Below are 16,890 nucleotides of genomic sequence, written 5' to 3'. Positions count from 1 at the left end.
AGTCGCTGCCGCCACGGGCCGGCGGTGTGCCGGGGCACACCGCCAAGCGCCCGGGGCGTGCCGCTTTTACTGCGATTTCCTGACCCGCAGGTACCATTCCGACAGCAGGCGTACCTGTTTGTCGGTGTAGCCACGCTCCACCATCCGGGTGACGAAATCGTTGTGCTTCTGCTGGTCTTCCTTGCTGGCCTTGGCGTTGAAGCTGATGACCGGCAGCAGGTCTTCGGTGTTGGAGAACATTTTCTTCTCGATCACCACCCGCAGCTTCTCGTAGCTGAGCCAGCTGGGGTTCTTGCCATTGTTGTTGGCGCGGGCGCGCAGCACGAAGTTGACGATCTCGTTGCGGAAGTCCTTCGGATTGCTGATGCCGGCCGGCTTCTCGATCTTCTCCAGCTCCTCGTTGAGGGCGATGCGGTTGAGGATCTCGCCAGTCTCCGGGTCGCGGTATTCCTGGTCCTGGATCCAGAAGTCGGCATACAGCACGTAACGGTCGAAGATGTTCTGGCCGTATTCGCTGTAGGACTCCAGGTAAGCGGTCTGGATTTCCTTGCCGATGAACTCGATGTAGCGCGGCGCCAGGTACTCCTTGAGGTAGCGCAGGTAGCGCTCGCGTACTTCGGCAGGGAACTGCTCCTGCTCGATCTGCTGTTCCAGCACGTACAGCAGGTGCACCGGGTTGGCGGCAATCTCATGCGGATCGAAGTTGAATACCTTGGAGAGGATCTTGAAGGCGAAGCGGGTCGACAGGCCGTTCATGCCCTCGTCGACGCCCGCGGAGTCGCGGTACTCCTGGATCGACTTGGCCTTCGGGTCGGTGTCCTTGAGGTTCTCGCCGTCGTAGACGCGCATCTTCGAGTAGATGTTGGAGTTCTCCGGCTCTTTCAGGCGTGAAAGCACGGTGAACTGGGCGAGCATCTTCAGTGTGTCGGGGGCGCAATGGGCCTTGGCCAGCGAGCTGTTGATCAGCAGCTTGTCGTAGATCTTGATCTCGTCGCTGACGCGCAGGCAGTACGGCACCTTGACGATGTAGATACGGTCGATGAACGCTTCGTTGTTCTTGTTGTTGCGGAAGGTGTGCCATTCCGATTCGTTGGAGTGGGCCAACAGGATACCGGTGTAGGGGATCGCCCCCAGGCCTTCGGTACTGTTGTAGTTGCCTTCCTGGGTAGCGGTGAGCAGCGGGTGCAGAACCTTGATCGGCGCCTTGAACATCTCGACGAATTCCATCAGGCCCTGGTTGGCCCGGCACAGCGCGCCCGAGTAGCTGTAGGCATCGGCGTCGTTCTGCGGAAACTCCTCGAGCTTGCGAATATCCACCTTGCCCACCAGGGCCGAGATATCCTGGTTGTTCTCGTCACCCGGCTCGGTCTTGGCGATGGCGATCTGGTTGAGGATCGACGGATAGAGCTTGACCACCCGGAACTTGCTGATGTCGCCGCCGAACTCCTGCAGGCGCTTGGTGGCCCAGGGCGACATGATGGTATTGAGATAGCGGCGCGAAATGCCGAATTCTTCCTCGAGGATCGCACCGTCCTCGGTGGCGTTGAACAGCCCGAGTGGCGATTCGAAGACCGGCGAGCCCTTGATGGCGTAGAACGGCACCTTTTCCATCAGCTGCTTGAGCTTTTCGGCCAGCGACGACTTGCCGCCGCCCACCGGACCCAGCAGGTAGAGGATCTGCTTCTTCTCTTCCAGGCCCTGGGCGGCGTGGCGGAAGTAGGAGACGATCTGGTCGATGCACTCTTCCATGCCATGGAAATCGGCAAAGGCCGGATAGCGGCGGATCACCTTGTTGGAGAAGATCCGCGATAGCCGGGAGTTGCTTGAGGTGTCGATCAGCTCTGGTTCACCGATGGCCAGCAACAGCCGCTCGGCCGCCGAGGCATAGGCGCTGCGATCCTCTTTGCACAGCTCGAGGTACTCCTGCAGCGAAAGTTCTTCCTGGCGGGTGGACTCGAAACGTTGTTGGAAGTGGCTAAAAATGCTCATGACGTCACCTCGCTCGATACGTGGAGACGACGCCGGATCAGTCAGCCGATGCTGGCATGCAACCGGTTTTGCCGGTTGCTGTATACCCCCCAGAACACCCTGTAACGCTACCGATGACCCGCACGCCGGTGTACCGGCTCTCCCCTTTTTTGGATGGCCTGGGCTTAAGGATAGTTGGTTATACGAGAGGTCAAGGGCGGGGAGCGGAGAAGACGCCTACGACCGTTCGTCAGGTCGGGCGCTAGCCCGCGCCAAGCGCGGGCTGCAGGAAAAATGAAAAAATTATTCGGCGCTGCCCTGGGCGGTTTCCGCCGGGTAGGTGTTACGCCACAGTTCGAAGCCACCATCGATGCTGTAGACGTTGGAGAAGCCCTGGCCGACCAGGTAGGCGGCGGCACTCTGGCTGGAATTGCCGTGGTAGCAGACTACCAGTGTAGGCGCGTCCAGGTCGGCGCTGCGGATGAAGTCGGCTACCGAGTGATTATCCAGATGAGTGGCGCCGGCGATATGGCCGGCGGCGAACGCCTGTGGGTCGCGGATATCGACAACGATCGCACCTTCGGCACGCAGGGCGAGGGCTTGTTCTGGGGAGATACGCTTGAATTCGCTCATGGGTGCGGTTCCTTCATGGCTGATCGTTGGGTGATGCCGGCGGGCGAGGGGTGCCTTCGCGGGTGCAGTCGCAGCGGTGGAATTCGCCGCTGTCGACATTGTACAGGGTCATCGCGCCCCCCCAGACACAGCCGGTATCCAGGGCAATCACACCGGGGGCGTCGACCCGGCCTTCGAGGGCGGCCCAGTGACCGAAGATGATCTTCACATGGCGCGAGCGGCGGTCCGGGTGAGCGAACCATGGTTTATAGCCTTTGGGCGCGCTGTCGGCGCCTTCCTTGGTCTTGAGGTCGAGCTTGCCGGCGGCGGTGCAGAAGCGCATGCGGGTGAAGTAGTTGGTGATCACTCGCAGGCGTTCGACGCCGGCCAGATCCTTGCTCCACTTGTTCGGCTCATTGCCGTACATGCCGTCCAGATACAGTTTCAGGCGACTGTCGTCGCGCAGCACTTCCTCGACCTCCGCGGCCAGCTCCAACGCCTTGCCCAGGGTCCACTGCGGTGGGATGCCGGCATGGGCCATGGCGATGCCGCGGGCTTCGTCGTAGTGCAGCAGTTTCTGCTGGCGGAGCCAGTCGAACAGCTGGTCGGCGTCCGGGGCTTCGATGACTTCGCGCAGGGTGTCGCTTTTCTTCAGGCGCTCGACATTGTGCCAGGCGGCCAGCAGGTGCAGGTCATGGTTGCCCAGCACGCAGACCAGCGCATGGCGGATCGAGTAGAGATAACGCAAGGTCTCGAGGGACTCTGGGCCACGGTTGACCAGGTCGCCCACCAGCCACAGGCGATCGACGGCCGGGTCGAAGCGTACGCGTTCGAGCAGGCACTTGAGTGGTTGCAGACAGCCTTGCAGGTCCCCGACGGCATAGGTGGCCATCAGTGCAGCGCCCCGGGCACGGCCAGGCGAAACGGGGCGATCTGGGCATCGAAGCGTTTGCCGTCTTCGGCGAACATCTGATAGCTGCCCTGCATGGTGCCGACGCGGGTGCTGATCACGGCGCCGCTGCTGTAGGTGTGGCTCTGGCCGGGCTCGATCAGCGGCTGCTGGCCGATCACGCCGGCGCCGCGCACTTCCTCGACTTCGCCGTCACCGTTGGTGATCAGCCAGTGGCGGGACATCAGCTTGGCCTTGACCGTACCGTTGTTCTGCACGGTGATGGTGTAGGCGAAGGCGAAACGGCTGCTTTCGGGATCGGATTGTTCTTTGAGGTAGCGGGTCACGACGCTGACGTCGATCTGGTAGCGGGGGTCGGACATGCAAGGGCCTTGGGCGAACTGACGCAATAATGCAGTCTAGGCCATTGGCGGGGGTGGAGGCCAGTCATGCCTGAGCGCAAGCAAGCCCATTCCCACGGTGGGACGGGCTTGTCCTGCGCAGGCCTGGTCAGGCCTGCTGTTCGGCCAGCTTGTCGGCCAGGCGCACGAAGGCGGCCAGGTCGAGCTGCTCGGGGCGCAGGCTGCCATCCACGCCAGCGGCCTCGATGGCCTGGCTGTCGAGCAGGCCCTTGAGGGTGTTGCGCAGGGTCTTGCGACGCTGGTTGAAGGCTTCGCGTACCACGTGTTCCAGCAGCTTTGGATTTTTAGCCGGATGCGGCAGGGTCTCGTGGGGCACCAGCCGCACGATCGCCGAGTCCACCTTTGGTGGCGGGTTGAAGGCGCCCGGGCCGACGTTGAACAGGTGCTCCACGCGGCAGTGGTACTGCACCATGATCGACAGGCGGCCCCAGTCGCCGCCGCCAGGGCCCGCGGCCATGCGTTCGACCACTTCCTTCTGCAGCATGAAATGCATGTCGCGGATCAGGTTGGCATGGGCCAGGAGGTGGAAGATCAGCGGCGTGGAGATGTTGTAGGGCAGGTTGCCCACCACCTTGAGGCTGCGCTCCGGCACGCCCAGCTGATTGAAGTCGAACTTCAGGGCATCACCCTGGTGCAGGCGGAAATTACCGCGCCCGGCGAACTTGTGTTGCAGGATCGGCACCAGGTCCTTGTCCAGCTCGACCACGTCCAGCTGAGCGCCACTGCCCAGCAGGCCCTCGGTCAGGGCGCCCTGGCCCGGGCCGATTTCCAGCAGGTGTTCGCCGGCCTTGGCGTTGATCGCCCGCAGGATGCGGTCGATGATTCCGGCGTCATGCAGGAAGTTCTGGCCGAAGCGCTTGCGCGCCCGGTGTTGGTAGTGCTCGGTCATGGTCGGTTCTCGGCCATCTGGTAGGCGGTTTGCAGGGCGACGCGCAGGCTGCCGGTGTCGACTCGACCGGTGCCGGCCAGGTCCAGGGCGGTGCCGTGGTCGACCGAGGTGCGGATGATCGGCAGGCCCAGCGTCACATTGACCGCGGCGCCGAAGCCCTTGTACTTGAGCACGGGAAGGCCTTGGTCGTGGTACATCGCCAGCACCGCGTCGCAGTGCTCCAGATATTTGGGGGTAAACAGGGTATCGGCCGGCAGCGGACCGCGCAGGTCCATGCCTTCGGCACGCAGGCGCTGCAGCGCCGGCTCGATGATGTCGATTTCTTCACGGCCCAGGTGGCCGCCTTCTCCGGCATGCGGGTTGAGCCCGCAGACCAGGATGCGAGGGTTGGCAATGCCGAACTTGTCGCGCATGTCCGCATGCAGGATGCGGGTGACGCGCTCCAGGCGGTCGCCGGTGATGGCCTCGGCGATGTCCCGCAGGGGCAGGTGAGTGGTCACCAGTGCCACGCGCAGCCCATGGGTGGCCAGCATCATTACCACTTGTGTGGTGTGGGTGAGGTCAGCGAGGAATTCGGTATGCCCGGAGAAGGCGATACCGCTTTCGTTGATCACGCCCTTGTGCACCGGCGCGGTGATCATCCCGGCGAAGTGTCCGTCCAGGCAGCCTTGCCCGGCACGGGTCAGGGTTTCCAGGACGAATGCGGCGTTGGCCTTGTCCAGCTGCCCGGCTGTCACCGGGTGGGCCAGGGCGGTATCCCAGACATACAGGCTGCCGGCGGGAGCGGGTTGCTCTGGCCAGGCGCTCGGCTCAACCGTGATCAGCTTGACGTCCAGGCCCAGCTGCGTGGCCCGCTCGGCGAGCAGGTCACGGCTGGTGATGGCGATCAGGGGGTGGGGCTGGACCTCGGCGGCGAGCAGCAGGCACAGGTCGGGACCGATGCCGGCTGGCTCGCCGGGGGTGACGGCGAAGCGCAGGGGTTTCACTGGGCGACCTGGTCGGCGCCAGGCAGCTTGATTTCAACGTAGGCTTCGTCGCGGATCTGGCGCAGCCAGTTCTGCAGCTCTTCGTCGTACTTGCGGTTGCGCAGGACGTTCATGGCCTGCTGCTCGCGAGCCTGTTCGGTGCTGTCGGTGGCGCGGCGGCCCAGCACTTCCAGCACATGCCAGCCGTACTGGGTTTTGAAGGGCTTGGTCACCACGCCTTGCTCGGCGTTGGCCATCTGCTCACGGAACTCAGGTACCAGGCTGTTCGGGTCGACCCAGTTGAGATCGCCGCCGTTGAGCGCCGAACCCGGGTCTTCCGAGAAGCTCTTCGCCAGCTCGGCGAAGTTTTCACCGTTCTGGATCCGGTCGTACAGGCGCTCGGCCAGTTGCTCGGTGGCGGCTTCGCTGCGGATCTCGCTCGGTTTGATCAGGATGTGGCGTACGTGCACTTCGTCGCGCAGCACGCTCTGGCTCCCGCCGCGCTTCTCTTCCAGCTTGAGGATGATGAAGCCGTTGGGAATGCGGATCGGCTGGGTGATGTCGCCGACCGCCATGCTGCTGAGCATCTTGGCGAAGTCTGGTGGTAGCTGGCCTGCCTGGCGCCAGCCCATCTCACCGCCTTCCAGGGCGTTTTCACTGCGCGAGCGAGCGATGGCCATCTGGCCGAAGTCCGCGCCTTGCTTGAGCTGCTGGTAGACATCGCCTACCTGGCGCGCGGCGGCCTGGATGGCCTCCGAGTTGGCACCTTCCGGGGTCGGAATGAGGATGTTGGCCAGGCGGTACTCTTCGGACATCTGCATCTTGCCCAGGTCCGAGTTGAGGAAGTTCTTCACTTCCTGCTCGGAGACCTGAATGCGCTCGGCAACGCGGCGCTGACGCACACGGCTGATGACCATCTCGCGCTTGATCTGCTCGCGGGCATCGTCGTACGACAGGCCGTCATGGGCCAGGGCGGCGCGGAACTGCTCCAGCGACATGCCATTGCGCTGGGCAATGGTGCCGACGGCCTGGTTCAGCTCTTCGTCGGTGATGCGGATGCCTGAGCGCTCGCCGATCTGAAGTTGCAGGTTCTCGACGATCAGGCGTTCCAGCACTTGCTGTTCCAACGCGCTGGTGGGTGGTACGCCGCCGCCACGCTTGGCGATGGTCTGCTGCACTTCGCGAACGCGCTGGTCCAGCTGGCTCTGCATGACCACGTCGTTGTCGACGGTGGCCACGATGCGGTCGATGGGTTGTACCGCGGCATGCACCGCGCCACTCAGCATTGCGGCGCCCAGCATCAGTGGGCGCAGACGATCAATAAGCTTGCTCTTCACGGGTACGGTAACCTTGAATGCCTTGGTCCAGGAACGATTCGACCTTGTTGCCGACTACACCACCGAGCCCTTTGAGCACGATCTGCAGGAAGATGCCGTGGTCGCCCTTCTCGTTGTTCGGGATGGCCTGGCTGAAGTCGTCGTAGTCCATCCAGTAACGGTTGATCAGGCGCAGTTTCCAGCAGCAGTTGTCGTACTCGAAGCCGCCCATCGCTTCCAGCGTGCGATTGCGGTTGTAGTCATGCTGCCAGCGTGCAATGACGCTCCATTGCGGCACGATCGGCCAGATGACCGAGAAGTCGTGCTGCTGGATCTTGTAGTAGTCCTTGATATAGCCCGGCGTGCCTGGCGTACCGTAGTCACCACCACCGACCTTCCAGTTGCCGGTCTGCGAGTCGTAAGTGATCAGGTCGTTGCGATAGCGGTAACCGAGGTTAACCACCTTGTTCGGGTTGTCCTCGGGCTGGTAGTGGAACATCGCACTGCCCGAGCGAGGGCTGTGGGTGTCCGGGTCCCAGTTGTAGTCCGAATTGAAGCGCCAGTCGCGGTTGAAGGCGTATTCGTATTCGAGCGCATACGGCGAGACATCCGATTTGCTGTCCACTCGGGTGCGGTAGTCGATGCCTGGAAGCTGGACCTTGCGATCTTTGAAGTACAGCGCCTGGCCGATGCTGAAACGCTGGCGCTGGAACCCGTTCTCTTCGATCCAGCGGTTGGTCACGCCCAGCGACAGCTTGTTCTCGTCGCCGATGCGGTCGATGCCGCTGAAACGGTTGTCGCGGAACAGCGACGAGTAGTTGAAGGTGCTCTCGCCGGAGTCAAACAGCGGGATGTCGGTTTGATCCTTGTACGGTACGTAGAGGTAGAACAGCCGTGGCTCGAGGGTCTGGCGGTAGTTCGTCCCGAACAGCTGGGTATTGCGATCGAAGTACAGGCCACTGTCGACGCTGAACACCGGGATATCGCGGTTCTGATTGCTCTTGAAGTCGCCGTATACGCCAACCATGCCCGGATTGTCGGCGAGGTCTTTCTTACCCTTGCTGTCGAGGTCGAGGTCGTAGTGCGTGTAGACGTACTTCAGCTTGGGCGTAATGTAGCCATAGCTGGCTTCGAGCGGCAGGCTGATCGATGGCGCGACGTTAAGGCGATTGCCGTTGGAGCGGGCTACGCCGAAGACGTTCTGATCCAGGCGGCGTCCTCCGAGGACAGCGCCGGTAATGGGGTCAAGTTCGACACCGGCAGTTTCATCAGGGTTACCGTCCTTGTCGAACACTAGATCATTCTTCAGATCCCGATCAAAGCGTACCGCTTCGGCTTCGTAACCGACGTCCACGCCGCCCGGATGGAAGGGCAGCATGCCGTTGAGGGTCAGCTGCGGTAGACGGTCATACGGGGTGATCTGCGAAATCGTTGCCAATTCATAGGCGTGCAGATTCAAGCCAGCAGTGTAGTTATCGCCACGATAAGTGAGCGTGCCACGCTGGTTGATGTAATCACGGCTCTGCACACCAATCTGATCGGTCTCCAGATCCTGGAAGTAGAACGGATCACTGATATCGGTGTAGTCCACTTCGGCCATCAGGCGCTCGTCCAGACCGCCCTTGTGCTGCCAGTTGACCATCCAGCGGTCTTTCTTGTAGTCCGTCTGCTTCTCGCGGTCGTCGTCCTGATCGTTCAGGAATCCACCGCCGAACTGCCCTTCGCTGGACTTGGTCAGGTAGCGGAACTCGCCTTCCATCAACATGCCGCGCTTGGCCATGTAGCGCGGGTACAACGTGGCATCGTAGTTAGGCGCCAGGTTGAAGTAGTACGGCGTGACCAGCATGAAGCCGGTATCGCTGCTGGAACTGAACGATGGCGGCAGGAAGCCGGACTGGCGACGGTCGTCGATCGGGAAATAGATGTACGGTGTGTAGAACACCGGGAAATCCTTGACCCGCAGCGTCACGTTGGTCGCGGTGCCGAAACCGGTGGCCGGGTTCAGGGTGATGTTGTTGCCCTTGAGCTGCCATGCGTTGCTGCCCGGCTCACAGGTGGTATAGGTACCGTCCTTGAGGCGGATGATGGCGTTTTCCGCACGTTTGGCGTACAGCGCGTTGCCGCGGATGTGCGACTTGTGCATCACGTATTCGGCGTTGTCGACCCGGGCCTCGCCGGTATCGAGCTGGATCTGCGCCTCGTCGCCAACCACCAGCGAGCCGTTGTCGCGGATCTTGACGTTGCCCTTGAGCTCGCCGCGGTTTTCGGCCTGGTACAGGTTGGCCTCGTCGGCCTCGGCCTGCATGCTGCCCTGGCGCATGACCACGTCACCGGCGAGGGTGGCAATCTGCTGCTCCTGCTGGTACTTGGAGACCTTGGCGTTGATGTAGGTCGGCGACTCGTCCTTGGGCGTGGAGTCGTTCATGCCCGGGCGGGTCGGCTCGATGTAGGCGCCGCCGCAGTACGGGCCGGTCTCGGCCAGTTGCGCGGCAGTGAGCTTCTCGCGCGGGACCCAGTCCAGATGGCTGTAGTCTTCGCTGCGCGACTTCAGGCCGCGGCCCTTGGCCTCGGTGACCAGCATCGGCTTGTCGGCCTCGGTCGCGGCGACTTCGCCAGGTGCCTCGGCACCCGTGCTGGCCGCGGCAGCGCCCGGGTGTACCGGGCGCGGAGGCAAGTTGGCAGCGGTCTTGGGCTTGCAGTCCCAGCCACCGGAAGCGGACACTTGGCAGTCGAACTGCTCGGCCGCCACCACGTACGACGTGGCCAGGGGTTGCAGGGCCAGCAAACCGCCAGTCACGAGCAACGGAAACTTTCTACGAAACGCGGGGGATTTCAATGCCATCTTATTAGTCCGGGCTTCCTGCGTGCCATCTGCCCGCGTGTGGGGGCCGCACGCCTCTCGATGGTCTGAAAAAGATGCTGGATAATAAAGCATGACCCGCTTGACGGCTAGGGCCGTCGGAGAACCCTTGTAATGCCCGATCACGATGTACGCCTGCAACAACTGACCGCCTGGCTTGCCGGGCAGCTGGAGAACCTCTTCCGTACCAATGCCTGGGGCGAAGTGCCCGCCGGCAGCCTGACCGCCGCCAGCAGCGATGCGAGTTTCCGCCGCTACTTCCGCTGGGAGGGCGCCGGGCACAGCTTCGTGATCATGGATGCGCCGCCGCCCCAGGAGAACTGCCGCCCGTTCGTCGACATCGACCATCTGCTGGCCACGGCGGGCGTGAACGTGCCGGTCATCCATGCCCAGGACCTGGAGCGCGGTTTCCTGCTGCTGGGGGATCTGGGCCGGCAGACATACCTGGACATCATTGATCAGGGCAATGCCGATGCCCTGTTCGCCGACGCCATCGATGCGCTGCTGGCGTTCCAGCGCTTGCCGATGGACGCACCACTGCCCAGCTACGATGTCGCCCTGCTGCGCCGTGAGGTCGAGCTGTTCCCCGAGTGGTACGTGGGCCGCGCGCTTGGCCTGAGCTTCAGCGACGCGCAGCAGGCCACCTGGCAGCGGCTCAGCCAGCTGCTGATCGACAGTGCCCTGGCCCAGCCCAAGGTGCTGGTGCACCGCGACTACATGCCGCGCAACCTGATGCACAGCGCGCCCAATCCAGGCGTGCTGGATTTCCAGGACGCGGTCTACGGCCCGGTCACCTACGACATCACCTGCCTGTTCAAGGACGCCTTCCTCAGCTGGCCCCAGGCCCGCGTCGAGGGCTGGCTGCGTGATTACTGGCACAAGGCGCAGGCCGCCGGGATTCCGGTACAGGCGGACTTCGATGCCTTCCAGCGAGCCAGCGACCTGATGGGGGTGCAACGCCACCTCAAGGTGATCGGTATCTTCGCGCGCATCTGCCACCGCGACGGCAAGCCACGCTACCTGGCCGACGTGCCGCGGTTCTTTGCTTATATAGATGAAGTGATCAGCCGCCGGCCTGAGTTGGCCGAGCTGGGCCAGCTGATTGCCGAACTGCATGCCGGGGCGCGTTCATGAAGGCGATGATCCTGGCGGCAGGCAAGGGCGAGCGCATGCGCCCGCTGACCCTGCACACGCCCAAGCCGCTGGTGCGAGCCGCCGGCAAGCCGTTGATCGAGTACCACCTCGAGGCGCTGGCCAGTGCCGGTATTCGCGAGGTGGTCATCAACCATGCGTGGCTTGGCCAGCAGATCGAGGATCACCTGGGCGATGGCAGCCGCTTCGGCCTGGTGATCAGCTATTCGCCGGAGGGCGAGCCGCTGGAGACCGGTGGTGGGATCTTCAAGGCGCTGTCGCTGCTGGGTGATGCGCCGTTCATCCTGGTCAACGGCGATGTCTGGACCGACTACGACTTCGCCGGCCTGAATGCGCCGTTGCACGGCCTGGCGCATCTGGTGCTGGTGGACAACCCCGGCCACCACGGCCGTGGCGACTTCCGCCTGGCGGACGGGCAGGTGAGCGATGGCGATGACGCCCCGGGAACGCTGACTTTCAGTGGTATCTCGGTGCTGGACCCGGCGCTGTTCGCAGGTTGCCAGCCCGGTGCATTCAAATTGGCTCCCCTGTTGCGCAGCGCCATGGCCGAAGGGCGGGTGAGCGGCGAGCACTATGGCGGGCACTGGATCGATGTCGGCACCCTCGAGCGTCTGGCCGATGTAGAGCGCCTGATCGGGGAGCGTGCCTGATATGTGGTGGCCGAGCACAGTGATTGGTGCCGGTGCTGGTTTCGCCGTGGCCAGCATCCCCGGTGCGTTGCTGGGGGCGCTGCTGGGACAGGCCATGGATCGGCGCCTGCGGCTGCAGGGTTGGGAGGACGTGCGCGAGCGCCTGGGCGGGCGTCCGGCACTACGTGACGAAGAGTTGCTGTTCGTCCTGCTCGGGCGGCTGGCCAAGAGCGATGGCCGGGTAGGCGAAGGGCATATCCAGCAGGCGCGCCAGGAAATGACCCGCCTGGACCTGGCGGAGCCTGCGCGGATGCGTGCGATAGCCGCGTTCAACCGGGGCAAGGCGGGCAAGGAGCGCCTGGGGCACTACCTGCGCCGCATAAAGATGCAGCCCCACGGCGCCGAAGGCACCTTGCGTGCCTGTTGGCGCATGGTCTGGGCCGACGGCAAGGCCGGGCGCCAGGAGCGTGACCTGTTGCTCGGCTGGGGGCAGCAGTTGGGGCTCAGTCGCAACCAGGTGCAGGCCTTGTCGCTAGATTATGAGCCGCGACGTTCTTCGATCGAAGGCGGCGTCATGACCTATGCGGCGGCGCTGAGATTGCTGGGGGTAGAGCCGGACACCGAGGCCGACAAGGTCAAACAGGCCTATCGGCGCCTGCTCAGCCGGCACCATCCGGACAAGCTGGTGGGCAGTGGCGCCAGCGAAGCGAAGGTGCGCGAGGCGACCGAGCTTACCCGTGAGTTGCATCAGGCCTATGCCATGATCCGCAAGCGGCGGGGGCTGTAAGTACACCGGCGGGCAAGCCCGCTCCTGCCGAGGTGGCAGGAGCGGCTGTTGTTACTCTTCCTTCTGCGTCAACCAGCCGCGCACCCGGCGCAACAGTTGCTCCTGTTCCGCCGCTTTGTTGCCAGGTATGGCCATCAGCGACACCTGGCGGTACTGGCTGTCCTTCTGCCGCTTGCTGGCCTGCAGGCGCTGCTGGGCCGACTGCCGATCCGCTGTGCGGGTGACATAGTAGAGGTCGGCGGTGGGTACCTTCAGCGTCGGGGTCAGGCTCAGCAGGTCATGTTCAACCCGCGCGGGTGTCTGCGCGGCGACCATCACCAGTTTCTGCACCTGAGGCGGCTGTTTCTCGCTGAGGTACCGCGCGGCCCAATACGCGCCACTGCCGTTGCCCAGTAGCACGATGCTGCGCGCTTTCTGCTGCTGGGCGTAGGCCACGGCGGCGTCGAGGCGGGCAAAGATACGCTCGGCGTCCTCCTCGCTGGTGTGTTCGTCGGCTTCGACCGCATCGGTGCTCTCTGCGGTGTCCGCCTCCGGCGCGGTCGCCTGGGCAACGTTGGCGTTGGCATCGGCGGGCGTGTCCTTGGCCGGAGCCGACTCGCCTTCCTGCTTTTTCGGTTCGGCCGCAGGCTTGGCCTCGACCCGCGCCTGTGGGCGCTCGGCCAGCAGGTCGGGCATGCTCAGGCTCAGGGTGCTCCAGCCGACATCGGGGAAACCTCGACGCAGCGGGCCGACGGTGGTGGGCCAGTCGGCACTTTCGCCCGCGCCCGGGACAATGATCACCGCGCCTTGTGGATCGCTGTCGTTGGCAGGCTTCCAAAGCGCCAGGAAGTTTTCACCATTGGCCTGCAAGGTCTGTTGTTCGGCCTTGGGTACCTGGCGCTCGAGGGCCATGGCATCGTCCTGGCTGCGCTCGAGCAGCGGTGGGCGCGGAGCGGGAGCGGACGCGGCCGCCTCGGCGGGCGCTTCGGGTTTCTCGGCGTCGTCGGCCTGAGCCGCGAACGGCAGGGCCGAAGCCAGGCAGAACATTGCCAGCGTCGTGCGATAAAGTGTGAACATCGATCAATCCAAGGCCAGAATCATACCGGCAGCCTAATGGTATTTGCCCGCGACGGCCACGCCAGGTGGCCGTCATTGCCAAGACGAGCGTAGAGATGAAGCGAGTGCGTTGCCTGTGGGTTATCGGCTGGTTGTGTCTACCCTTGATCGCCCTGGCCAAGCCGCAGGCGCCGCCTGCCGTGATGCTGGATCCAGCCCAGCAGCAATGGTTGGACGAACACAGCGGCTTGCGCGTCGGCCTGGTACTGCAGGCGCCCTATGCCCAGTTCGACCGGCGCCTGCAGCAGTTCTACGGGGCCAACGTCGAACTGGTCGGCGCCTTGTCCCAGGCGTTGGGCCTGGATTTGACCTGGCGCGGCTTTGCCGACCAGGCCGCCCTTGAGCATGCCTTGCAGGCGGGCGAGATCGATTTCGCCCCAGGCCTTATGCAAACGCCGACCAGCCTGCGGCTGTGGCTGTTCAGTGACCCTTACATGCGTGTGCCGCAATTGGTGGTAGGGATGCGCAGCGGCGTGGTAGCCGTGGAGCTGGAAAAACTGAACGCCAATGACCGCGTGGCGGTACGCATGCCCGGTACCTTGGCGGATTACCTGCGCGGCAACTACGGCAATCTGAACCTGCAGGGTGTACCCGACGAGCGCGAGGCCCTGCAGTTGGTGTTGGCTGGGCAGGCCAGCTTCGCCGTGCTGGACGAGGCGCAGCTTAGCCGGCTGTCGCGCGAAGGCGAGTTTGCCGACCTCGCGGTGGTGGGTGATATCGGTCTGCCGCAGTTGCTGCGGGTCGGCTCACGGCGCGATTGGCCAGTGCTGGCCGATATTCTCGAACGTGCCTTGCAGGCCCTGCCGGCCAAGACCCTGGAACAGATGCACCAGCGCTGGTTGCAGCCAAGGTATCCACGGTTCTCCGAATCCGCCGGGTTCTGGCAGAACCTGGCCTTGCTGTTCGGCCTGTTGCTGCTGTGCGCCTTGGCCACCCTGGCCTGGCAGCGTCGTCAGCAGCGCAGCCTGGAGCGCGGGTTGCTGGCGGCCCGGGAGAGCCTGGTCGAGCGCCAGGTGCGTGAGGAGGCTTTGCGCCTGAGTCAGTTTTCCATCGACCAGAGCACGGTGGGCATCCTCTGGGTCAACTGGGACAGTCATGTGCGCTACGCCAACCATGCCGCCGAGCGCATGCTGGGCTTTGCCGAGGGGGCGCTGCTGGAGCTGCCGCTGGTCGTTATCGAGCCGAACCTGAAGATGGATCGCTGGCTGGAACTGTGGAAGCGTGCCCGTACCGGGGATGGCGGCGAGCAGCAATTCGAAAGCCAGTGTCGGCGCGCCGACGGCAGCCTGTTCCCGGTCGAGTTGTCGCTGTCGTTCCTGCGTTTTCGCGATGCCGAGTACCTGGTGGTGTTCCTCGCCGACGTCACCGAGCGCCGGCGCGACCTGGCCGCGCTGCGCGAAAGCGAGGCGCGGCTCAAGGGGATCGCTGGCAACGTGCCGGGGCTGGTGTTTCGCCTGGAGCGCGATCCGGCCGAAGGCGACCCGGAATTTCCCTACATCAGCGAAGGCAGCGAGGCGCTGGTCGGCTACACCCCGGCGGCGATCCAGCACCCGCAGATGGGGCTGCGCAACCTGGTCCACCCGGAGGATCGCGCCGACTACCATCGGGTCCAGGACCTGGCCTTGGCCAGCGATCAGGACTGGTCCTGGCAGGGGCGTATCCTCACCCGCCAGGGCGAGCAGCGCTGGGCCGACATCAAGGCGACCACCCGCCGCCTGGCCGATGGGCGCATGGTGTGGGACGGCGTGGTCTGGGACATCACCCAGGGCAAGCAGGCCGAGCTGGCGTTGGCCGGGTCCCAGGAGCAATTGCGCGAGTTGTCGGCGCACCTGGAAAGCGTGCGCGAAGAGGAGAAGGCGCGGATTGCCCGCGAAGTGCACGACGAACTGGGGCAGATGCTCACGGTGCTCAAGCTTGAAGTGTCGATGTGCGAGCTGGCGTTCGCCGAGCTGGACCCCGCCCTCAACGAGCGCCTGGCCAGCATGAAGCGCCTGATCGCCCAGTTGTTCCAGCTGGTACGCGACGTGGCAACAGCCCTGCGCCCGCCGATCCTCGACGCTGGCATCGCCTCGGCCATCGAGTGGCAGGCGCGGCGTTTCGAGGCGCGCACACAGATCCCCTGCCTGGTGCAGGTACCGGACAATCTGCCCCCCTTGAGCGATGCCAAGGCCATCGGCCTGTTCCGTATCTTGCAGGAGGCGCTGACCAACGTCATGCGCCATGCCCAGGCGCACACGGTGCAGATCGAGCTGGTTCACGAGGCCGGGCAGTTGCGCATGACCGTGATAGACGACGGCGTGGGGTTTGCCATGGAGGCGGCACGGCCGACTTCGTTCGGCCTGGTGGGTGTGCGTGAGCGGGTGCTGATGCACGGTGGCAGCATGAGCCTAGACAGCGAGCCGGGCGAGGGCACCAGCCTGAGCGTGGCGATTCCTTTGACGCAGGAGAAACAATCGTGATTCGAGTGCTGGTGGCGGAAGACCACACCATCGTCCGGGAAGGCATCAAGCAATTGATCGGCCTGGCCAAGGACATGCAGGTGGCAGGCGAGGCGGGCAATGGCGAGCAGTTGCTGGAGACCCTGCGCCACACGCCCTGCGAGGTGGTGCTGCTGGATATCTCCATGCCTGGGGTGAATGGCCTGGAGGCGATCCCGCGGATCCGCGCGCTGAACAATCCGCCAGCGATCCTGATGCTGTCGATGCATGACGAGGCGCAGATGGCGGCGCGGGCGCTCAAGGCCGGTGCGGCGGGCTATGCGACCAAGGACAGCGACCCGGCGCTGTTGCTCACGGCCATCCGCCGGGTGGCGGGGGGAGGGCGCTACATCGACCCGGCCCTGGCCGACCGCATGGTGTTCGAAGTGGGCCTGACCGAAACCCGGCCGCTGCACACGCTGCTGTCGGAGCGCGAATTCTCGGTGTTCGAGCGCCTGGCCCAGGGCGCCAACGTCAACGACATCGCCCTGCAGCTGGCGCTGTCGAGCAAGACCATCAGCACCCACAAGGCGCGGCTGATGCAGAAGCTCAAGGTCAACTCGCTGGCGGAGCTGGTGAAATACGCCATGGAGCACAAGTTGGTGTGAGTGTTCTGGTTACGACAATGGCTTTTACGCGATCTCACCGTAGGAGCGGCTTTAGCCGCGATGCAAGCGCCGCTGTCTCCGACACCCGCTTCGCGGGTGCTCGCGGCTAAAGCCGCTCCTGCAAAGCTCGAGTTACCTGAAAACGCCATCCTTGTAGGGCGATCCCTACAACAAGTCTTCCATCCGGATGATGGCATTCTCTCAGCGCCCCCGATTTCCGG

Annotated in this window: 14 protein-coding genes; 5 read left to right on the top strand and 9 right to left on the bottom strand. The window is 64.0% G+C overall.

Annotated features, from left to right (window positions below):
* Window positions 1-66: 66 nt before the first annotated feature.
* The 8 genes from AC3WL2_RS06375 to AC3WL2_RS06340 form a co-directional block, all read right to left on the bottom strand.
* Complete coding sequence (locus AC3WL2_RS06375) at window positions 67-1,989, bottom strand: PrkA family serine protein kinase (protein ID WP_023629260.1); 1,923 nt, start codon at window positions 1,987-1,989, stop codon at window positions 67-69.
* A 282-nt stretch (window positions 1,990-2,271) separates the two neighbouring features.
* Window positions 2,272-2,601, bottom strand: coding sequence for a thiosulfate sulfurtransferase GlpE (gene glpE, locus AC3WL2_RS06370; RefSeq protein WP_046857381.1), 330 nt, complete (start codon window positions 2,599-2,601; stop codon window positions 2,272-2,274).
* Window positions 2,602-2,614: 13 nt separating this feature from the next.
* Entirely contained in the window at window positions 2,615-3,472 is an 858-nt protein-coding gene (locus AC3WL2_RS06365; protein ID WP_102681927.1) for a symmetrical bis(5'-nucleosyl)-tetraphosphatase, read from the bottom strand.
* The gene (gene apaG / locus AC3WL2_RS06360) at window positions 3,472-3,852 is read right to left on the bottom strand and encodes a Co2+/Mg2+ efflux protein ApaG (protein ID WP_046857379.1); all 381 of its coding nucleotides are present in this window, start codon (window positions 3,850-3,852) and stop codon (window positions 3,472-3,474) included. Before apaG ends, AC3WL2_RS06365 begins: the two co-directional genes overlap by 1 nt.
* A 127-nt stretch (window positions 3,853-3,979) precedes the next feature.
* Window positions 3,980-4,780 (bottom strand): 16S rRNA (adenine(1518)-N(6)/adenine(1519)-N(6))-dimethyltransferase RsmA, encoded by an 801-nt coding sequence (rsmA, locus tag AC3WL2_RS06355; RefSeq protein ID WP_102681928.1) that lies wholly within the window; start codon window positions 4,778-4,780, stop codon window positions 3,980-3,982.
* On the bottom strand, window positions 4,777-5,766 hold the full coding sequence (pdxA, locus tag AC3WL2_RS06350) for a 4-hydroxythreonine-4-phosphate dehydrogenase PdxA (protein ID WP_102681929.1): 990 nt from the start codon (window positions 5,764-5,766) through the stop codon (window positions 4,777-4,779). Before pdxA ends, rsmA begins: the two co-directional genes overlap by 4 nt.
* On the bottom strand, window positions 5,763-7,082 hold the full coding sequence (locus AC3WL2_RS06345; RefSeq protein WP_102681930.1) for a peptidylprolyl isomerase: 1,320 nt from the start codon (window positions 7,080-7,082) through the stop codon (window positions 5,763-5,765). The genes pdxA and AC3WL2_RS06345 overlap by 4 nt, the downstream gene beginning before the upstream one ends.
* Window positions 7,063-9,903, bottom strand: a complete 2,841-nt coding sequence (locus AC3WL2_RS06340; protein WP_102681931.1) for an LPS-assembly protein LptD — start codon at window positions 9,901-9,903, stop codon at window positions 7,063-7,065. Before AC3WL2_RS06340 ends, AC3WL2_RS06345 begins: the two co-directional genes overlap by 20 nt.
* A gap of 132 nt (window positions 9,904-10,035) precedes the next feature.
* On the opposite strand from AC3WL2_RS06340, the gene AC3WL2_RS06335 reads away from it, so the two are divergent.
* From AC3WL2_RS06335 to AC3WL2_RS06325, 3 genes are read left to right on the top strand one after another with little or no spacing between them, the layout of a single operon-like run.
* Window positions 10,036-11,055 carry an aminoglycoside phosphotransferase family protein gene (locus AC3WL2_RS06335; protein WP_102681932.1) on the top strand — a complete coding sequence of 340 codons (1,020 nt, stop codon included), beginning with the start codon at window positions 10,036-10,038 and terminating at the stop codon, window positions 11,053-11,055.
* Window positions 11,052-11,723, top strand: coding sequence for an N-acetylmuramate alpha-1-phosphate uridylyltransferase MurU (gene murU / locus AC3WL2_RS06330; protein WP_102681933.1), 672 nt, complete (start codon window positions 11,052-11,054; stop codon window positions 11,721-11,723). The genes AC3WL2_RS06335 and murU overlap by 4 nt, the downstream gene beginning before the upstream one ends.
* 1 nt (window position 11,724) lies before the next feature.
* Complete coding sequence (locus tag AC3WL2_RS06325; protein ID WP_102681934.1) at window positions 11,725-12,489, top strand: TerB family tellurite resistance protein; 765 nt, start codon at window positions 11,725-11,727, stop codon at window positions 12,487-12,489.
* Window positions 12,490-12,540: 51 nt separating this feature from the next.
* Here the strand turns inward: AC3WL2_RS06325 and AC3WL2_RS06320 are convergent, their stop codons facing one another.
* The gene (locus tag AC3WL2_RS06320; protein ID WP_102681935.1) at window positions 12,541-13,545 is read right to left on the bottom strand and encodes an alpha/beta hydrolase family protein; all 1,005 of its coding nucleotides are present in this window, start codon (window positions 13,543-13,545) and stop codon (window positions 12,541-12,543) included.
* A gap of 95 nt (window positions 13,546-13,640) precedes the next feature.
* Here AC3WL2_RS06320 and AC3WL2_RS06315 point away from each other — a divergent pair, with 95 nt between their 5' ends.
* Both AC3WL2_RS06315 and AC3WL2_RS06310 read left to right on the top strand, forming a co-directional pair.
* Window positions 13,641-16,043 (top strand): PAS domain-containing sensor histidine kinase, encoded by a 2,403-nt coding sequence (locus AC3WL2_RS06315; RefSeq protein WP_102681936.1) that lies wholly within the window; start codon window positions 13,641-13,643, stop codon window positions 16,041-16,043.
* The gene (locus tag AC3WL2_RS06310) at window positions 16,037-16,669 is read left to right on the top strand and encodes a response regulator (RefSeq protein ID WP_172670942.1); all 633 of its coding nucleotides are present in this window, start codon (window positions 16,037-16,039) and stop codon (window positions 16,667-16,669) included. The genes AC3WL2_RS06315 and AC3WL2_RS06310 overlap by 7 nt, the downstream gene beginning before the upstream one ends.
* Window positions 16,670-16,890 lie beyond the last annotated feature (221 nt).

The organism is Pseudomonas sp. FW305-96, assembly GCF_058783825.1.
The sequence above is the reverse complement of the archived record's forward strand: the minus strand, read 5'-3'. Positions and strand labels throughout refer to the sequence as shown.

What these genes read in the sequence shown, in the direction of transcription:
- apaG (WP_046857379.1), bottom strand. Translation starts at nt 3,852, where the DNA reads ATGTCCGACCCCCGCTACCAGATCGACGTCAGCGTCGTGACCCGCTAC.
- AC3WL2_RS06315 (WP_102681936.1), top strand. Translation starts at nt 13,641, where the DNA reads ATGAAGCGAGTGCGTTGCCTGTGGGTTATCGGCTGGTTGTGTCTACCC.
- rsmA (WP_102681928.1), bottom strand. Translation starts at nt 4,780, where the DNA reads ATGACCGAGCACTACCAACACCGGGCGCGCAAGCGCTTCGGCCAGAAC.
- AC3WL2_RS06320 (WP_102681935.1), bottom strand. Translation starts at nt 13,545, where the DNA reads ATGTTCACACTTTATCGCACGACGCTGGCAATGTTCTGCCTGGCTTCG.
- murU (WP_102681933.1), top strand. Translation starts at nt 11,052, where the DNA reads ATGAAGGCGATGATCCTGGCGGCAGGCAAGGGCGAGCGCATGCGCCCG.
- AC3WL2_RS06365 (WP_102681927.1), bottom strand. Translation starts at nt 3,472, where the DNA reads ATGGCCACCTATGCCGTCGGGGACCTGCAAGGCTGTCTGCAACCACTC.
- AC3WL2_RS06325 (WP_102681934.1), top strand. Translation starts at nt 11,725, where the DNA reads ATGTGGTGGCCGAGCACAGTGATTGGTGCCGGTGCTGGTTTCGCCGTG.
- AC3WL2_RS06335 (WP_102681932.1), top strand. Translation starts at nt 10,036, where the DNA reads ATGCCCGATCACGATGTACGCCTGCAACAACTGACCGCCTGGCTTGCC.
- AC3WL2_RS06340 (WP_102681931.1), bottom strand. Translation starts at nt 9,903, where the DNA reads ATGGCATTGAAATCCCCCGCGTTTCGTAGAAAGTTTCCGTTGCTCGTG.
- AC3WL2_RS06375 (WP_023629260.1), bottom strand. Translation starts at nt 1,989, where the DNA reads ATGAGCATTTTTAGCCACTTCCAACAACGTTTCGAGTCCACCCGCCAG.
- glpE (WP_046857381.1), bottom strand. Translation starts at nt 2,601, where the DNA reads ATGAGCGAATTCAAGCGTATCTCCCCAGAACAAGCCCTCGCCCTGCGT.